Raw genomic sequence first — 17426 nt, 5'->3', positions numbered from 1 at the left:
ATGACAGTTAAACTATATTGCCTAAGATTTAAAGTACTCCGAAAATGCAAACCAAGTTTTTCGTACTAAGACGGGAAAATCCGTCTTTTCCCAATTTATATTATATTCGACTTTCCTTTTAATACCCCTTTCTATAAATTCTCCAAATCTTGTTAAATACTGCCGAGGATACTGCGCTAACACGATAAGATCACCCGTTCGAATACTGTCAACAGCTAAAGAACCCGCTATTTTTCCGGCCACTATTGCCGGAAAAATCCCCTCTCCACTGATTGGATGAGTATGTCCTGCTGCATCCCCAACTAACATTAGGTTTTTCTGTTGCATCCTTAACCGCGGCCCTCCGATAGGAATCGCTCCTCCAGTCGTTCTCATTACTTCTTTACTAATTACCCCTTCTTTAATTAAATATTGTTGAAATTCCGCTAAAGCTCTTGCTACATTCCCTCCTAAACTCAAATCAATGCTAACTCCGACATTTGCCAGATCATTTTTAGGAAAGAGCCAGGCATATCCTCCGGGGATGGACGGACTAAAGTAAATCTGAGCCCATGGCGACCTTTTCCTTAACTTGACCGTGATTTGCTTAGCATAGGCCAAAACCTGCGGTGGGCAAGGCATTGCCTGGGCTACTACAGATTTAGGGCCATCCGCCCCTATAACAATTCTCGCTTTTACCATGGATAAATTCCCCTGTTCATTGACTATAACACCCTGATCCGTAACCGCTACTGCCTGTGCTTTAGTGAATAACTTAACCCCAGATTTAACCGCTCTCTCAGCTAAATAACGATCAAAGACATCCCGGTTAAGTATGTAACCGGGTGCCCGTGTTTGAGCCACTTGCTCTCGATTAATATAGGTAATGAAACCTTCAACCCTTTGAGCAATGCAATCGGTTGGAACAGGTACTTCTGCAACTAAACTCAATGGTACATACTCTGCACATTGAACTGGTATACCTATCTGCTCTTTTTTTTCCAACATCAACACCGCGGCTCCACCGGCAGCCGCTGCAGCGGCTGCAGAGCTACCCGCTGGGCCAGCTCCGATTACTACAACATCACCTTTAGCTAAAATAGGAAGCTCGTCAATTTCAAACTCGGCGTTCATCTTAAGGCGCTGCGTAAACATGACTCCACATCCTGAGCACTCACACCGGGAATCTGATCCGGGTAAGCCTTAAAATAAGCTCTGATTATCTCTTCGAGTCTATCCCCTTCCATGGGACAATCCTTTAAACGGGCCTCTAGCTCGAAGACGACCGACGGATTATGTGTAAAGAAATCCCCGCTAATTAATACGCTTTTCAAAACTCGTGCCTTTAACTCCACCTTGGCAAGCATCCGGATTAATCCGCCTGGTGTTTTAAGGCAAGCTTCCTTTATTTCTCCCGCCTCGGTTGGTAAACAAACTTTATAAATCCATTCAGGCGAATGAAAATACATTCTTTTCTCTCGAAATAATGTCTCTTCCCATGGATTAAGTTCGTCCCTAATAAATTGCATATCCATAACAGATGCGAATGCCGCACAAATGGCTTCTTTGATCTTGGACATATCTGGAACCTGACCAAGCTCTCTTTTAAGCCACGTTACCCGATCCCCTACAGCACTAATTTTTTTATCGCTTATTTTTTCCAACGGAATTTTTAGTACCTTGACCATGCTCTCAACGTCAAAATCGACGAGTAAAGAACACTGGAAGACAAAGGCATTATCTAATTCTGCCCCCCCTGTACCACAAATCTTACGATTACCAACTTGAATATCGTTACGGGGACGGAACAATGCCTTGACTCCAAGATCGGCCAAAGCTTTAACCATAACGTTACACAACAGTTTATAAACCTCATCGAGATTTCTTCCCGCTAGCCAATCTTTACCTGCATAAATTTCCCATCCTAGTTCGGACGGTCCCCAAAAAATTGCTCCCCCTCCTGTGATACGACGGTTGATTTCAATACTTTCTCTTTGGCAATATTCCTCATCAATTTCTAACTCTACCGCTTGATGTAAACCCAATAGGGCACAACGGGGAGAAAATTGGAGAAATCGCAATGTATTAGGGCATTTTCCTGTGCTACGAGAAGCAAGCAGGACCTCGTCTAAAGCCATGTGATCAGCCGAATTCAATGGATTATTGTCAAGTAGCCGCCAATTCGTCACCACTAAGTCCTCCTTTAATTAAATTTTAAAGTTATTGATCATGTCCACTGTTCGATTCTCGAACAGTGGACGAAAATCGAACAGTGGATAGGACCTCTTTTCAATAAGAAACGTTAGTAATTTGGCCAATTTTAGTCTTCAGTTAGTACGAAGGATGGGTATTATCTTCTTTTTATATTTTTATTCTTAATCTTTCTTATATTTATAATGCAATTCACATGCCAAACCTAAGGAACTTCTTGGTTTTGGCATGTGAATTGCATGTTTATTGTAATCACATTGTTGCTTGTTCCCCTGTTCTACTCTGTGAATCTCAAATTAACTTTTACATGGAGAGGATGTGATTTAATTGTCCTTAAAAGCCGCCTTTATCTTCCTTGCACCTCAAGCCGACCCATCGCAACATCAGGCGGATATTCAAACTCCACAGGTAACCCTACTTATACGGGGAGTCCAAAACTATCAGGAAGCTGTTAATCTTGCACAGCAACTAGTTACTGAAGGAGTTCAGGCGTTGGAATTATGCGGAGGGTTTGGTAACATTGGAACGGCAAAAATCGTTGAAGCTGTAAAACATAAAATTCCAGTAGGTACAGTACGATTTGATAGCCACCCCGGTTTGAGCGGAAAAAGCGGGGATGATCTATTCCTAACTTAACTACCAAGAGCTGTGAGGATAAATCACTAATGACACAGGACAAGTATTAATGCCTGCTTAACTGAATATGTTTGTTTGCTAGGGGTGCCCTTCGGGGCTGAGATGAGGAAACTCGATCTCTTTGAACCTGATCTGGTTAATACCAGCGGAGGAAAGCAATCGTTTTACTTATGCTAGAAATAAAGTGAGAACTGCTTACCGCAGTTCTCACTTTTTTATGTTAAACCTCCCTGGTACCATGGCAGTGAGACAAGAAATAATAGCAAACGTGTGTGAACAAGCGAAAGGAGACGTTACCGATGCAGATTGTTATCAACGGCGAAGCACCGGATATTCTCTCAGAATGTACTGTATTCCAGTTTCTCGAAAACAAAGCGGTGACCCTTAAAGCGGCGGTCGTGGAGCTCAACGGCAAAATCCTAACTCGAGAACATTGGCAGAGTACTTTTTTACACGCTGACGACCGTTTAGAGATCTTAATTTTTATGGGAGGTGGCTAATAACGTGAACGCACTGCTGAAGAAGCCGTTCGAATTGCTCGCTTGGCTCAGGCTGCTGGCTTTGGGAAACTGGGTAAAGATCGAAGTAGTACAGGATCAGAGCGCTATCGAAAAGAGTCCGCCCCTGAACATCAGGACAGCTGCACCATGAGCGGGGAAATGTGCTCGATGCGCCTCATGAACCATATTATGGACAAATAGGTCTAATTTGAGTTTACTACCGGTTGAAAACGATTGAAATTAAACGACGTTCCGGTTTCCCAGAACATCCTCTAAAGCAGCCCTTAATTTAGGAAACCGGAATACAAAATCAGCACCAAGAATTTTCCTCGGCACAACCCGTTGACCATGTATTAACATTTCCGCCATTTGTCCTAGAACTATTTTCAATAGAACTTCGGGAACTGGTAACCAGGATGGTCTGTTTAGAACTTCCCCCAGAACTTTGCAGAAATCTCTCATTCTTACGGACTCTGGAGCAGACGCATTTACTGGACCATTTACCTCCTTATTTTCAACTATGAACCTTACCATACTCGCTAAATCTTGGATGTGTATCCAGGAAAGCCATTGCATTCCTGTACCCAGTGGACCACCAATATAGAATTTGAATGGCATCAGCATTCTATTCAGTGCGCCTTCATTCCCTAATACTACGCCAATCCGAATAGTTACGACTCTGGTTAAATTGCTTTGAACCTTGTTTGTTTCATTTTCCCACTCTCGGCAAACTTGAGCTAGGAAATCCTGCCCCGCTTCTTCAGATTCAGTTATCTCCTCATCCTGACGGGGGCCATAGTATCCAACTGCCGAAGCACTAATTAGAACGTTTGGCCGAATGGTATGATTATTTATCGCTGTAACAATTGCCCCAGTAGTTCTAATTCTACTTGCTAGAATCTCCTGCTTTACTGACTTGGACCATCGACGGTTGCCGATCGACTCACCCGCTAAATTAATCACTACGTCAATTTCTGGTAGCTTATAAATAGAAGATAGCGGGGAGATATTGTCCCATTCTATTAGCTGAACTTTATTTCCCAAACTGATGGCAGTTTTTCGAGAATTCCTCGTTACAACATATACCTGATATCCATAAGCAAGTAATTGCCCTGTCAGGCTTCTTCCAACAAAACCTGTTCCTCCGAAAATTAAAACATTCATCTTGCCCACCTCCGGAATGATGATTCTATCTCTATGTCATTCCTCATAGTCTCAAAACCATTTAACTCACTTATATTACTCTTAGCACCATTTCCAAGAATATGCGCAAAAAACTCCCTGTCTCTGGCATACGGTATTGTATGACGTATATGTATTCTTGACTCGCCATAGGCAACATTCTGCAAAGTGTCGGGAATCCGTGTTATACAATGCCGCCCCTACATTCATAGGCTGTCATGACCAAAGACTTTTTCAAATACTGTCCACTATTAGCACTTAGTAAATAGATTTCCTTATAGAAATTTTATTTCTCCACTTAAAACACCCCTGAATATAGAGAATTAATTCGTTTTTCCACCATTTGTCATACAATGTCACGAAGGTTTACGACGCCGGCAGAGAATATCATGCGAAACCCCTTATCCTATTACTTATCTACAATGTAATCATTTAGTATTTTCTGGACACTACCGGCAAGTTTTTCAGCTGCACCCCAGTCAAATTTAAAAAAAGCTCCTTGTGAACTACCCGTGGAAATTGATCGTACGTCAGTAGCACCATAAATATTGTCAATAATCACAACCAAGGCTACCCGACTTTCAACTCTCATAAAGTATTTTTCGAATACCAATGTACCAATATAAACATTATTGCCTAGGTTATGAATCTCTTCATGAACTAAGTCCGCATTTTCATTTTCCTTGACCAAATTCATTGCTTCTTCCGGAGAAATTCTTACTTTAAAGTTGTAGGTACTCATACCCTTTCATCCCCTTTAAGTATCCTTATTTAATGCACTCCTTTTCCACCCCTATGACAAATCCCCTGTTAAGCAACTTGCTATGCTCCCACGGGTGATGTTGCCTTAAATCCCGATGTCTAAAGATCCAACACGATTAAGTGGCCAATATCGAATGAATACCTTACCAATGATGTTTTGATTGGATAATTCACCCCAGTAGTGACTGTCCTTACTGTTGTTCCGGTTATCTCCCAAGACGAAATACGAACCTTCCGGAACCACAATAGGGCCATATGTATAGGCTGGTTTCTCTAGTTCATATGGTTCCGTGAGTTCTTTTTCATTGATAAAGACTTTGCCGTCTCTGATCTCAACTTTTTCACCCGGAAGTCCGATAACACGCTTAACCCAATCCGTTCCACTCTGGTCTACGTTTGATGGAGGGCGAAATACAACAACGTCCCCTCTCTTAACCGCTGCGAAGTCGTAGGATATTTTGTCAACGATCAATCTATCCTGTAGTTGGATTGTGGGAAGCATCGAAGGTGTTGGGACAACTCTAGCATCGGCTACTGTCGCTCGTATTCCCCAATAAAATACAAAGGAAAAAACTACGACTTGCAATACATCAAAAATGAGTTTAAATGTTTTATTTCTGTCAAACATGCTATTCCCTCCTGCATTCATTTGTCTTACCAGATGCAACCATTCACATTCTTCTATATCTAGTTGCGTCAAGAACCAGCTGTTGTACGTAGAAGTAGCGACCCTATATTTAGAAATCTGCTAGAACAGCGTGCCCTCTAACAAAACCTTCAAAATAATACTTACCTATGACTATAAATTATTTGAGTAGCTTTATGAACATCTTCTTTCCTGACAAAAATCTCATAATTCTCTCCTATGTTTGAACTAATTGCCATCATAGAGCGCCCTACGCTGCTAGAAGAATTACTGGTTATCTTAATTTTTGTTTTTACCCCATTGTCAATAAGCCTCCCTCGTATGCGTGTATATTCATCAATATTGCTTGTGAAGTAAACCGTTTCCCAGCCAAAAAATATACTAAGTATCCTCTTAATCATATATCCATCTCTTTCTATCTATTACGTCATGCCAATAATGAGTGCTCTCTGATCAAAGAATTACTTTTGTTTTCTTCCTACAGAACTGGACCCATTTTTTAACCCTTAGATGTTCAATAAATATCCCATGAATCACCATAAATGGGTACTACATCGTATCCTCTAGGAAGTCTGTTGGAACGTTTTTAACCCTGTGTTAGAAAAAGTCGCTCGTTTCCTGAAGTTCAAATACTAATATCATACTCCATTCTCTTAGCCGTTGTCCTTGCAATCTCTTCTCCAATGAGTTTTGTAATCAGAAAAAATGACATATTAATTCCGGCTGAGATCCCACCAGATGTTATTATTGAACCCTCATTAACGTACTTAACGCCTCGTTGTACTACAACATTTGCGAATTCCTTCTCTAGCCTATCAATATCCATCCAGTGGGTTGTGGCTCTCTTGCCGTCCAATAAACCCGCTTTAGCCAGCAAAAAAGCACCGGTGCATACAGATGTCATTATTGAAACCTTATTCATTTGATCTTTTATCCAACTGATAACTATATTGTTATGTATTTCAATCTCTTCTGCACCATATCCACCTGGGATAATCAAAATATCAAAGTTTGGATTATCTGCAAAGCTATAATCAGGTAAAACCTGAAGCCCATAGCGGGCCCGGACTGTTTCTTTTGTTTGAGCAACTGTCTTAACATCAAATGGTTTAACGTTGGACCTTGGGTAAGTGGTAATAGATAATACCTCAAATGGTCCAGCAAAGTCCATTACCTCAACTTCGTTAAAAAGTAAAATTCCTATCTTCCACTGTTGATCCATAGTTCTCCTCCTCCAAACAATACCTGACTGGACACTGATTCCATGTCTATGAAGTTTTTTCGTGAGGATAGAGAAGGCGATTTATATCTTCTCAGATTTTAGGAATACGCTATTTGTGCACGTCACTTAAACTCTAATTAATTTCCATTGTTCACCTCTAAGATCTGAAGAAACCTTTTCATCGCCAATAAATCATTATCGAGATCATCACAATCGATCCAGACATTATACGCCAACTCATGCCCTTTTATTGGTATTATTGCATAATATTCCGTCAATGTCCTTGGATCTTTAGGCATATCTCGTTCTAATATATATAATTTTCCATTTCCAAGACCTGATTTAATACCTTCAACGCTTACAATTGAACTATGATTTGGACGCCCAGACCCAGACGCATCTCCGTAATACCCCAAAATCTCTATTGAACCAACTTGTTTACCTCGTTTAAATATTTGTCCCTGGTTTTTCATTGTAAAAGATATTTTCCAACCTTCCGGCAATTCCCCTGTTAATTTGAATTCTACCCTATCATAATTAAACGCGGCTGTATTGGGATCCCTATCAACCTTTGCGACATAAACTTCATTCTTATTTATGTAATCTAGAGTGATTGTCAATTCATCCTTCCACACTTCGAAATACTCTTTGGGATATTTTTAATCTTTTCAAATCCAGACATGGGCTGTCCTCTCGCGTGAGCCTGAGCCTATCTGCAAGAAAATTAACTACTTTGCTGGAATAAGTTAATCACTTGCAAAATAATACCAAATAAAATAAAAACCTTCAAAATATTAAAACCCAAAATCACTATTGAACCTAAATATGATACTAAGGTATTTGAGCCTTCAGATTTGTCAACTTCTCGGGCCAACAGAATTGTAGCTAGATGAAATACTACGCCAATAAACAAAAGCCAGATGATTGTTACCATTCCCCACGCCCCCTTTTACAAACCCTATTATCTGGAGTCACAGTCCCCAAAGCCCATCCTCACTTCATGAGAAACGATATTTGTAAAATTATAATATGTACTATAATTATCAAAAACACTGTCTCCAGTTTGATTACTTGGTGTTGCCATAAAGAAATTATTGTTTTCCAATTTCGAAAAACGATCTTCATAGGGAGCAATAATTACCCCGTTTTTTTCTTGCCTGGATAAATCCACATAGTTCTATAACTGTTTGGAACTCTTTCCATAGTCGGTACTTGTTTATCTATTTCATTATCTCTTGCTAAGCCGACTAACAATCCGGAATTTACGCTTATATTCTTAGATTATTCTACTGAAACATCTGCATTGGGTTTAGTCAGTGTGGAATCAATCTTATCTTCGACTTTGCTGCTCCCACATCCTGTAAACAAAGCAAGGATAGTAAATATGAATATTGTCTAAACTATTTTATTCAAAATTCGTCTCCTCCATCTAGTACAAAAACTTTCATCCTGTATCTTAGACTACGTTCATATTCTCTCAGATGTCACAAACCCGCTGTTTATGTGAAGTCAACGCTCCTTCAGAATTACTTTCCCTAAACCTTTTAAAGACTCATATATTCTTATGTCAGCTCTTGGATCTTGTTGTTGATTTCCATATTTGATTGTATAGATATCATTTTTATTGTCCTTAAACCATATGGAATAGATAGTTGGAATTTCAGGAATGTATAACGAAGAAATCGGGGTCCAAAAGCTCCCTAGATATATTCTTTCACTATCAGCAACAACAACAAAAGGCTTACCACTTAATGGAACTCTCCCTTCTAACTTTTCCTCTAGACTGAAACCTTCCTTTAATGAAAAGGTGTGTTCTCTCCAATTGTACATCCTAATTTCCTTATCAGTAAGCGCTGGTACATTTTCTAATGGTAGTTCATCAAGATTTTTATTCATAGCTTCAGTTGTAGATAAATCTTTAACTAAGTATATTGAAAAATCATGGACAGCGCTAACTTTATTTTCCTTATTACACCCGCAAACTAAGGACAACGCAACAGAAAGTATTATGAGTAGCTTTGCTTTAGATGATGCCAAAAGAACTCCTCCTTCCAAACTTCATAGAATACTCCGATATGCTTATTTTGCATAACGCCTCACGTATTTCTGAAGTCTGATTACTATGGTCGACCTATCTATATCTGATATTTTTTCACAGATTTTGGGCATACGTGTTATACGATAAACCCCGCCCCCAAAGTCTAGATATTTTCCAATCCTAACGTACCGGGTGTTCCCATAGCGTCATATTACATTCATATTCTTACGGGAACACCCTTATAGGACGTCCTCAAATGTCTATTTGCACTAACTCCTTTGAACCTTCTCCACAGTTTTTCCGAACCATTGGATGTAACCACAATGTGTACAAATCAGCACAGTTGCCGATTTATTTAGCCAATCCAGGTTTAAGAATGTAGCTGTTGCAGTATTCAATTGTGCTTCACCCGCTTCGAACTCCTCGTTACGACAATGAGGGCAAACGACTTGGATACCAGAAGCTCTGTATGTACATGGGCCAAACGAATCCTTCATAGCCCTTACACCTTTCTTAACTCGATTAAATAACTCTGACACTTTCCCTTCCCCCCCATAAGAAATAACCGGTAGTCTATAATAACACTCCCACAACAATATCCGGGCAAGGATGCCCGTCTCCTGCATCATCTGTCGACGTTCCTCGTATTCACTTCTTCAAAGACTGAGTCATTAAATTTGATATCATTTTAATCGATCAATTTGTTATCTCATCCATTAGCTCTTCATGTTTGAACTAATGTCACCAAGACAATCTCGGGTCTATTGTAAAACCTTATTGGCAACACGCTTTCTCCTAAACCACCATTTATAATCATATTCGTAGAACCGGAAGTAAATTGGCCGTAATCAAGCTCAGGGAAAAGTCCTTGTCCAGGTACTACCACTGCGCCAACCACTGGAAGTCTGACTTGTCCACCATGCGTATGTCCCGCTAAAACTAAATCAATATTGCCATTAATCACTTTATAAAATATGTTAGGAGCATGTGCTAATAAAACCTTAGGTTTAGAATCTGTGGCACCTGCAAGTGCCACATCTAACTGATCTCTTCCTAGATAGGGATCATCGACACCTAATATCCAAATATGAGCATTGCCTATGTTATATTTGAAATGCTCGTTTTCCAGTATATGTACCCCCTGGTCTTCTAATGGAGATTTGATTTGGTAATTTGTCCACCACTCATGATTTCCAGGAACAAAAAATACAGGCTTAGATTGCAACCCTTTCACCAATGATATTGCTGGTAGCAAATTAGGATTACTCTTATCAACTAAATCGCCTGTTATTGCAACCGCGTCAAATTGCTGTTGGTTAATCAATTCAATTAAATGCCTTTGACCATTTCCGTATTCCTTGCTATGTAAATCAGTTAAATGGAGAATAGTGAATCCCTGAAATTCAATTGGCAATTGAGTAATAGCAATAGTATATCGTTTTACTGCGATCGAATGGAGATCAAAATATAGATAGGATAATGTTGCAATCCCACCTAGGATAAATGATCTGCGGGATAAGAGTTTAGCTCCCAAAATCAAACCTCCCTCAAATTCCACTCCGATAGAGTAATGAAAAATAACGTCCCTATGGTTTGCGACGTCGAGTTACTACATTCATATTTTCACCGATGTTGCAAACCCTCTGTTTGGCGGCGGACCCTACTCTTAGTATCGAAATCGAGAATTTGTGCATCTGGGTAAGCCAAAATAATTGGAGAATGGGTTGCGATGTCTTTGAATCCTTTCATTTAGAAAACTCACTCTTCGCAAAAACATTCTCAGTCTCTCCAATCTTTGCTTGCAAGGGTCTGTCGTCTAACCTTCCGCGTATTCTCGAAGTCTGGTTATTACATTCATATATTCTCCGATGTTGCAAAGCCTCTGTTATATGATGCCGTACACCCCGCGAAGCCACACTTGAACTCCCCAAATGAATTTCACATTATGGACTTTTTTATGAGGTAACATACTCAACTAACTCATTTATTTTAGCCCTTCTTGTATAATCTGCTGGCTTGTCAAAGACTTCGAGAATACCTATTTCATCAGAAATCAGTTCCTTTTTCATCATCTTCTTCCATTTTATAGATACCTTCAGTAATGTCATAAGTATCTTATCAAAAGGATTAAGTTTACGGTAATCAAAACCACCCCGCAAATAAAAGAACTGTATAATTTTTTGCTGTTCTAAAGTAAAGTTCCGACTGATCACTTCACTTACTGCCTCTTCTCTTGCGGGCGACATCCCCGTTGCAAAGACAATAACTTTTTTACCTTTAAGTTTGTCAACGTTTTGCGTTATTAACTTGACTCCATTGATACCCACTACATACAAACCGCCACCATAAATTACGCAGTCATAGACTGACAGCATATTAGTAGTGACTCTTGAAGCACAATAAATATCGGCTGACAACTCCGCCGAAATCCATTCTGCGTATTTCTTTGTAAAACCTGTTTTCGACTTGTAGATTACCACTGTTTTCATTACTTGCTCCTCAATGTATAATAATTAGTCGCTTACTTCGATTCCTTTTTTGAGTTTATAAAAAATGTAAATCCAAATTGTAAATAAGATAGTTAAAATAATAAATGGTATTTCGATAAGATAGTAAGTAATCGCTACTTCACCGATAGAAGTAAAGTTATAATGATAAATTAAGTCTAAACCTATTATCACTATAGGTACTTTCCATAGTTTTAAAATTTTGTGAAGAATAAACACAAGAGCAAATGATAAGATGATGCCCACTAACCAAAACCGGGTCAAGTTAATAAAGAATCTAAAGCTCAGCCAATAGTATGTTCCTGTTAAAATAGCAAACAAAATGATCATCCAAAATACTGCTCTTAATTTATTTTTCTTAAAAGCCATAATCAATAAGAAATATCCCCTCCATTCCCTCTATATTTCTGCCCAAAGAAAAAACTTCAAAGATATTCTTTAATTGATTGGGTTCAGTATAACGGTTCGCAGGTTCCCGAAGTCTTCATATTTCATTTATATCCTCTCAGATTTGGGAACACGCTGTTATCAGAAGTTGACAAATGATTCATTCAAAACCGTTTACTGTTTAGAAATCATCAAGTAAATCAACTAATCTATTCTTCTTTTTGGCCTTCACCCCATGATCCGATTTCAATCAAGTTACCTTCAGGATCTAATACAAAAGACGTTCGCATTCCCCATGGCTCATTTCTTGGATAAACCACTGGGGTAACCCCTAGATCTATAACTCGATTGAACTCTACATCTACATCAGAGAAGTTTGGCAGGTCTATTGCTAACTCAAAAGTTCCATTAATACCTTTGGGAAAGGAAACTTCCGTGCTTAAATAACCCGGCAACTCTTTCCTTTCGTACATCATAAATCGAATCCCTTCATGTCTGAACTCAGCATGTGGGCCATTACCATCCCAGTCAATCTCAATACCAAGTACATCTCGATAAAACTCTATCATCAACTTAAGATCGTTAACAAAAATCGCGAAGGCATTAAACTTTACTCCCATTAATCGAAACCCTACCTTTTCTTTGAAATTTCATCCTCAGAGGAATCGTATGATCCACAAATTAGATTATCTTTTAAGACCCTCCATGCACTTGAGTAAGATCGGAAATCCCATTCTCCTTCAAATTTCCCATGGAGTTTTGGACTTCACCTAGAACTTCAAATTATTGCAAGCTTACCTTGAGAATCTGGATAAAAATATCTTAAGCTTATTACTTCATGAGACATCTTCCAATTTATTTAGATCGGGTCCAAAGCAGTGTTTCTCCAGGATATCTTCCTTTAACAGCCAAATTCTTTAAAGATAAACTTCGTTCTCAAAAGTCAAATACCTTCCAGTGACTGCAATTAATTAACACTATTTACTGGATTTTCTTATTCGATGCCAAAATCGGTAGTCAGAACAAACTTTAAGGAACCCCTAGTTTTCGAATCGCCTCTAGGTATTTAGAGACCAACGTCAGACTAACGCAATCGCTATGATGCCAATCGAAATCTGATGATAAAGAGACAGAAAAAGAGCTCGTCCTAGAACTAGAACGAGCTCTTTTTTCTGTCTCTATAATTCTGTAGGACGTTCTAGCAGAGCTACTAGTAAATCAACGGCTGCTTCAACATCATGTTTATCAATCATTTCGGCTGGGCTATGAACATATCGCGTGGGGATCGAGAGAACGCCTGAGGGCACCCCTCCTCTTGCCAAATGAATAGCTCCTGAATCCGTTCCCCCATACTCTAAAACCTCCCACTGGAAAGGAATGTTTAGTTCTGCGGCCATATCAGCCATCCAACGTTTAATTTGAGGAGAGGTAATCATAGAACGGTCGAGTACCTTTATCCCTACACCGCTTCCTAGTTCTACGGACATTGGGTGCGCTTTAGGGGTATCCCCGGTTGCTGTCACATCGACAGCGATTGCCAAATCGGGTTCGAGAGCATAGGCAGCCGTTCGGGCACCGCGGGTCCCGATTTCTTCTTGTACGGTAAAGACAAATGCCAATTCATGTGGGGACTGGGTTCGTTTAAGAGCTTCAATCGCCACAAAACAACCTATTCGATCATCAAGGGCCTTGGATATAATCCTAGATCCTGATTCTATAAAATCCCCCACAAAAACCCCAGTTTCCCCTATCCGGACAAACTGCTCAGCCTCTTCCCGAGTCGATGCACCAATATCGAGGTAGAGTTTATCAAGTTTAAAATCACTGGGCTTATCTAATCTTTCCACCCCAATCGTTCCGATTCTACCCTTGCTAAACTTTACTCTTTGCCCAATAAGGTTGGGAATACGCACTCCGCCAAGAGGGGCGAAACGCAAGAACCCTTCTTTATCAATATGGGTTACCATCAAGCTAATTTCGTCCATATGAGCAGCTATCATGATTTTCTTACCAGTTCCATGGCGCCGGACAATGAGATTCCCTAAGGTATCTATTGTTTGTTCATCACAGTAAGAACTCAGTTGTCCAGCTATAAATTCCGCGACTCGCTCTTCAGAACCGGACGGACCCGATATTTGGGTTAAATATTCAAGCATTGCATAGTTCAAATCCATTACAAATTAACCTCCTATCATAAAGCTGCTAAAGCATACGAGGAAAGTCCTTTAAAAGTTCATCCACGAGCTTAAGACATGCTGTAAAATCGTTTTCTGAGATAATCGAGGCAAAAGAATGGATATAACGACATGGTACATTTAAAACAATTATCGGGATTCCAGCTTTGCTCACATGTATTGGACCAGCGTCATTTCCGCCGCTGGTTCCGCGTCGAAACTGGAGGGGAATTCCTTTTTGACGAGCTAAGTCCGTCACCCAATGGATAAGTTTTGGACTGTAGAGGGTTGTTCTATCCAGCAGCGAACAAGCAGGACCTTTGCCTAACTCCGTAACCCAGCCCTCTTCTTTACACTCTGACACGTCTGCAGCGACAGTTCCCTCGATGACAATGGCAAAATCCGGAGCAAGATGATAAGCAGCGACCTTGGCACCCCGAAGACCTACCTCCTCTTGTACTGTAAAAGCGGCTACTAAGGGATAATCATAGTCCCGCTTAAGAAGCTCTACTAAGATGGCACAACCTACTCGATCATCAAATGCCTTTCCTTTGTAAAGCCCCTCTCCGAATGGCTCACATTTCGTTATGAAATAAGCATAATCGCCGAGTTTCACCTTACTGGAGGCATCTTCTTTAGATTTAGCTCCGATATCAATATATAGTTGGTCAAAGGACAAAGCCCTTTGGCGTTCTGAACGTTTTTGTAAATGGATGGCTTTGGCCCCGATTACTCCGACCAAGGATTGGTTAATTTGTACTGGTTTAGAGACGAGGATTCGGGCATCAATTCCACCGACTGGTCGGAACTTGAGAAAACCGTCGCTAGTAATCTCCATGATCATCAACGCCACTTCATCCATATGAGCTGTAAGCATAACTTTAGGACCCTTTAAATGTCCGTTTTTGGTCGCAATCAAATTTCCTATTTTATCAACGCTTATCGTGTCGACATAGGGTTCTATTTGTTGGCGCAAAAAATCACGCACGAGGGCTTCAGCCCCTGAGGTACCGTTTAATTCGCTCAGGCTCTTTAATAACATAAAAATCCCTCCAAATCATCCGGTAAAGAGGCAATAAAATGAGCGAGTAGTTTTCCAGAATTAAGTACGTCTTGCATATCGAGCGTTTCCACAGAGGTATGCATATAGCGCAAGGGAATTGAGACCAGCCCCGTAGGAATACCTGCTCGAGTTACTTGAATAACCCAAGCATCCGTTCCAGAATGTCCTGGGATTGGTTCGATTTGTATGGGTAGACGGTGCTCTTGCGCGGTTTCTGTGAGCTGACGATAGATGGCGGGGTGAATGTTAGGACCGAGAGCCACTGCCGGCCCCTTTCCCAATTCAATCGTAACTTGACCCTTAGTATCTGGCGTACTCGCGTGGGTAACATCAATAGCCACGGCTAAATCTGGATTCAGCGTATAAGCACTGGTAAGCGCTCCCCGAATCCCCTCTTCTTCTTGAGTCGTAGCCACCGCAATGACATCGTGAAAATGCTGTAGGCGGGAGAGCTCTTCAAGGCAAACCATCATCACCACGACCCCGGCGCGGTCATCCAACGATTTTCCTGCCATCACGTTATTTAGCAAAGGGTATGTCCGTCTCTCTAGCGTAATAGTATCCCCCACTTGAATAAGTTCCTTGATTTTAGAGAGAGAAAGCCCTACATCAATGTTCATGTCCTCCATCTTAACGGCTTGATCTGAATCCTCATTTGCTAAAAGGTGGGGAGGCACGGAGCCAATAATTCCCGGAATCACCTGGCGTCCATGAATGAGCACTTCTTGAGACAAGAGAGTTCGCTGGTCTATTCCTCCAATGGAGGTGAAACGCAGAAAACCTCGAGGATCGATTCCTTTCACGATAAGACCGATTTCATCCATATGAGCTGCTAACATGATTTTTTGGTGACTTTTGCTGTTGCCCTTTTTCAGAGCATATACATTGCCAAATGTATCGCAGCGCACCTCATCAGTTAATTTCTTAAATCGTTCCATAACTAAAGAAGCGATAGCCATTTCATAGCCGGATACCCCTGAGCTAATCGATAAAAGACTCAGGAATTCTTTCGCGCTCTCCCTTTGCGCGTTAAGCAAACGATCACCTTCTTTCAGAAAAACTGTTTCAATTTCATAATTTTTATATATTACTTCTCCTTGCAATTCAGAATACCTTCTATACATATCTCCCTGTTTAATCTTCGATTATAGTCCTCCAAAAAGACCAAAAAATAAAGGCCACTCATTGAGTGACCTTTAAATCTAATTTGAATCCCGCAAAGTTCCTCCAGAATTAATGGATGCACGACTCGAGATTAATCTTAAACCAAACTTTCCGAACTGTCATTAACCGGAGTAAAATAGGTTAGAGCTAATATACCCTACAACTAAGCAACCGAACAAGAAATCGTTCCGAAAAACCGAATTGGTAATGGTAATTGCTTTTAACTAAACTAAGACTTAAACCAGTCAAAAACAACTTAAGGTAAGGAAACTAATCTGGACAAATCCTCCACTAGTTCCGTCGACAAAAAACCAACTGGGGTCAATCTGAAATCAGCCCATTCAAATCTGAACTCAATTTCCCAGCTTACTAAAATAGACTACCGATAAGGAAGACTTAACTCAGACTGACTGGGAGGAACTCTGCGGGAAAGCTTTCTTTTTCTAAAGACAAAAACCACCCTACTAGGTGGCTCCAATTCTCAAGATCCAGCATTTGCTAAATTAGTTCAACGGATTGCAATGCTTAAATCTTCGAAGAATCGAAATTTCACCTAGCACGCGACCACTAAATTAGTAATATAGACTGAATTACTGATAATTTAGTTGATTATGGTCTAATTATAACAAAATTGGGTTCATTGTCAAGGTCTAATTATGCTAATTCGATAAAGAAAACTCGGCTGGCGCCCACGAAGACATTGTCTTAGCACGTATTAACCCTTCTTGCAGACACTGTCTTCGCACGGGTTAGACTTCTTGTTAGCCTTAGCGAAGGTGGCTGCCCTAATTGCACTGATGCGCTGGCCATGGATGGGCCGAGTGTCCCTGTGGCCAAGACTCGAACAGGATGTTCGAGGTTAGAGCGCCGTGATGGCGAGAAGGGACCTTCCAGAAAGTATGAAACAAAAAGTTATACTTTCTGACTAGCAAAAGTAAGGGCCACTCATTGAGTG

The 17426-nt window shown here is 40.4% G+C and carries 20 protein-coding genes and 1 riboswitch; of the genes, 3 read left to right on the top strand and 17 right to left on the bottom strand.

Features of this window, described 5'->3' with window-relative positions:
* Positions 1-21 precede the first annotated feature (21 nt).
* Together DSBG_RS11315 and DSBG_RS11310 are read right to left on the bottom strand one after the other, a co-directional pair.
* Positions 22-1134: a geranylgeranyl reductase family protein gene (locus tag DSBG_RS11315; RefSeq protein WP_068964439.1), complete on the bottom strand. Its 1113-nt coding sequence runs from the start codon at positions 1132-1134 to the stop codon at positions 22-24.
* Positions 1110-2168 (bottom strand): lipoate--protein ligase family protein, encoded by a 1059-nt coding sequence (locus DSBG_RS11310; RefSeq protein WP_242877566.1) that lies wholly within the window; start codon positions 2166-2168, stop codon positions 1110-1112. The genes DSBG_RS11315 and DSBG_RS11310 overlap by 25 nt, the downstream gene beginning before the upstream one ends.
* 349 nt (positions 2169-2517) lie before the next feature.
* Here DSBG_RS11310 and DSBG_RS11305 point away from each other — a divergent pair, with 349 nt between their 5' ends.
* From DSBG_RS11305 to DSBG_RS23090, 3 genes are all read left to right on the top strand, one after another.
* Positions 2518-2826, top strand: coding sequence for a DUF6506 family protein (locus tag DSBG_RS11305; RefSeq protein WP_068964438.1), 309 nt, complete (start codon positions 2518-2520; stop codon positions 2824-2826).
* A 70-nt stretch (positions 2827-2896) separates the two neighbouring features.
* Positions 2897-2997: riboswitch (TPP riboswitch) on the top strand.
* A gap of 128 nt (positions 2998-3125) precedes the next feature.
* Positions 3126-3326: a sulfur carrier protein ThiS gene (gene thiS, locus DSBG_RS11300; RefSeq protein ID WP_068964437.1), complete on the top strand. Its 201-nt coding sequence runs from the start codon at positions 3126-3128 to the stop codon at positions 3324-3326.
* Between the two features lie 42 nt (positions 3327-3368).
* A complete protein-coding gene (locus DSBG_RS23090) occupies positions 3369-3527 on the top strand; it encodes a hypothetical protein (protein ID WP_176716252.1) in 159 nt (52 codons plus the stop codon).
* Positions 3528-3566: 39 nt separating this feature from the next.
* On the opposite strand, the gene DSBG_RS11295 is transcribed toward DSBG_RS23090, so the two are convergent.
* From DSBG_RS11295 to DSBG_RS11215, 15 genes are all read right to left on the bottom strand, one after another.
* A complete protein-coding gene (locus DSBG_RS11295; RefSeq protein WP_068964436.1) occupies positions 3567-4490 on the bottom strand; it encodes a TIGR01777 family oxidoreductase in 924 nt (307 codons plus the stop codon).
* Positions 4491-4917: 427 nt separating this feature from the next.
* Positions 4918-5250: a DUF6054 family protein gene (locus tag DSBG_RS11290; protein ID WP_068964435.1), complete on the bottom strand. Its 333-nt coding sequence runs from the start codon at positions 5248-5250 to the stop codon at positions 4918-4920.
* Between the two features lie 105 nt (positions 5251-5355).
* A complete protein-coding gene (gene lepB / locus DSBG_RS11285) occupies positions 5356-5898 on the bottom strand; it encodes a signal peptidase I (RefSeq protein WP_068964434.1) in 543 nt (180 codons plus the stop codon).
* A gap of 643 nt (positions 5899-6541) precedes the next feature.
* Positions 6542-7138, bottom strand: a complete 597-nt coding sequence (locus DSBG_RS11275) for a DJ-1/PfpI family protein (RefSeq protein ID WP_068964432.1) — start codon at positions 7136-7138, stop codon at positions 6542-6544.
* A 137-nt stretch (positions 7139-7275) separates the two neighbouring features.
* Complete coding sequence (locus DSBG_RS23720; protein WP_068964431.1) at positions 7276-7773, bottom strand: hypothetical protein; 498 nt, start codon at positions 7771-7773, stop codon at positions 7276-7278.
* An 89-nt stretch (positions 7774-7862) separates the two neighbouring features.
* Positions 7863-8072, bottom strand: a complete 210-nt coding sequence (locus DSBG_RS11265; RefSeq protein WP_068964430.1) for a hypothetical protein — start codon at positions 8070-8072, stop codon at positions 7863-7865.
* A gap of 575 nt (positions 8073-8647) precedes the next feature.
* Entirely contained in the window at positions 8648-9175 is a 528-nt protein-coding gene (locus tag DSBG_RS11255; RefSeq protein ID WP_068964428.1) for a hypothetical protein, read from the bottom strand.
* 270 nt (positions 9176-9445) lie between these two features.
* A complete protein-coding gene (locus tag DSBG_RS11250) occupies positions 9446-9715 on the bottom strand; it encodes a zinc ribbon domain-containing protein (RefSeq protein WP_068964458.1) in 270 nt (89 codons plus the stop codon).
* Positions 9716-9900: 185 nt separating this feature from the next.
* The gene (locus tag DSBG_RS11245; protein WP_068964427.1) at positions 9901-10710 is read right to left on the bottom strand and encodes a metallophosphoesterase; all 810 of its coding nucleotides are present in this window, start codon (positions 10708-10710) and stop codon (positions 9901-9903) included.
* 421 nt (positions 10711-11131) lie between these two features.
* Positions 11132-11665, bottom strand: coding sequence for a flavodoxin domain-containing protein (locus DSBG_RS11240; RefSeq protein ID WP_068964426.1), 534 nt, complete (start codon positions 11663-11665; stop codon positions 11132-11134).
* Between the two features lie 24 nt (positions 11666-11689).
* Positions 11690-12052, bottom strand: coding sequence for a hypothetical protein (locus tag DSBG_RS11235; protein ID WP_242877564.1), 363 nt, complete (start codon positions 12050-12052; stop codon positions 11690-11692).
* A gap of 227 nt (positions 12053-12279) precedes the next feature.
* Positions 12280-12690, bottom strand: coding sequence for a VOC family protein (locus DSBG_RS11230; RefSeq protein WP_068964424.1), 411 nt, complete (start codon positions 12688-12690; stop codon positions 12280-12282).
* A 558-nt stretch (positions 12691-13248) separates the two neighbouring features.
* Entirely contained in the window at positions 13249-14244 is a 996-nt protein-coding gene (locus DSBG_RS11225) for a M42 family metallopeptidase (RefSeq protein WP_068964423.1), read from the bottom strand.
* Positions 14245-14272: 28 nt separating this feature from the next.
* Positions 14273-15286, bottom strand: a complete 1014-nt coding sequence (locus tag DSBG_RS11220) for a M42 family metallopeptidase (protein WP_068964422.1) — start codon at positions 15284-15286, stop codon at positions 14273-14275.
* Positions 15277-16344 (bottom strand): M42 family metallopeptidase, encoded by a 1068-nt coding sequence (locus DSBG_RS11215; protein ID WP_068964457.1) that lies wholly within the window; start codon positions 16342-16344, stop codon positions 15277-15279. Before DSBG_RS11215 ends, DSBG_RS11220 begins: the two co-directional genes overlap by 10 nt.
* Positions 16345-17426 lie beyond the last annotated feature (1082 nt).

The organism is Desulfosporosinus cupriresistens, from assembly GCF_001707885.1.
Lineage (GTDB): Bacteria > Bacillota > Desulfitobacteriia > Desulfitobacteriales > Desulfitobacteriaceae > Desulfosporosinus.
Note: the sequence above shows the minus strand (reverse complement) of the source record. Positions and strands in the feature narration are given on the sequence as shown.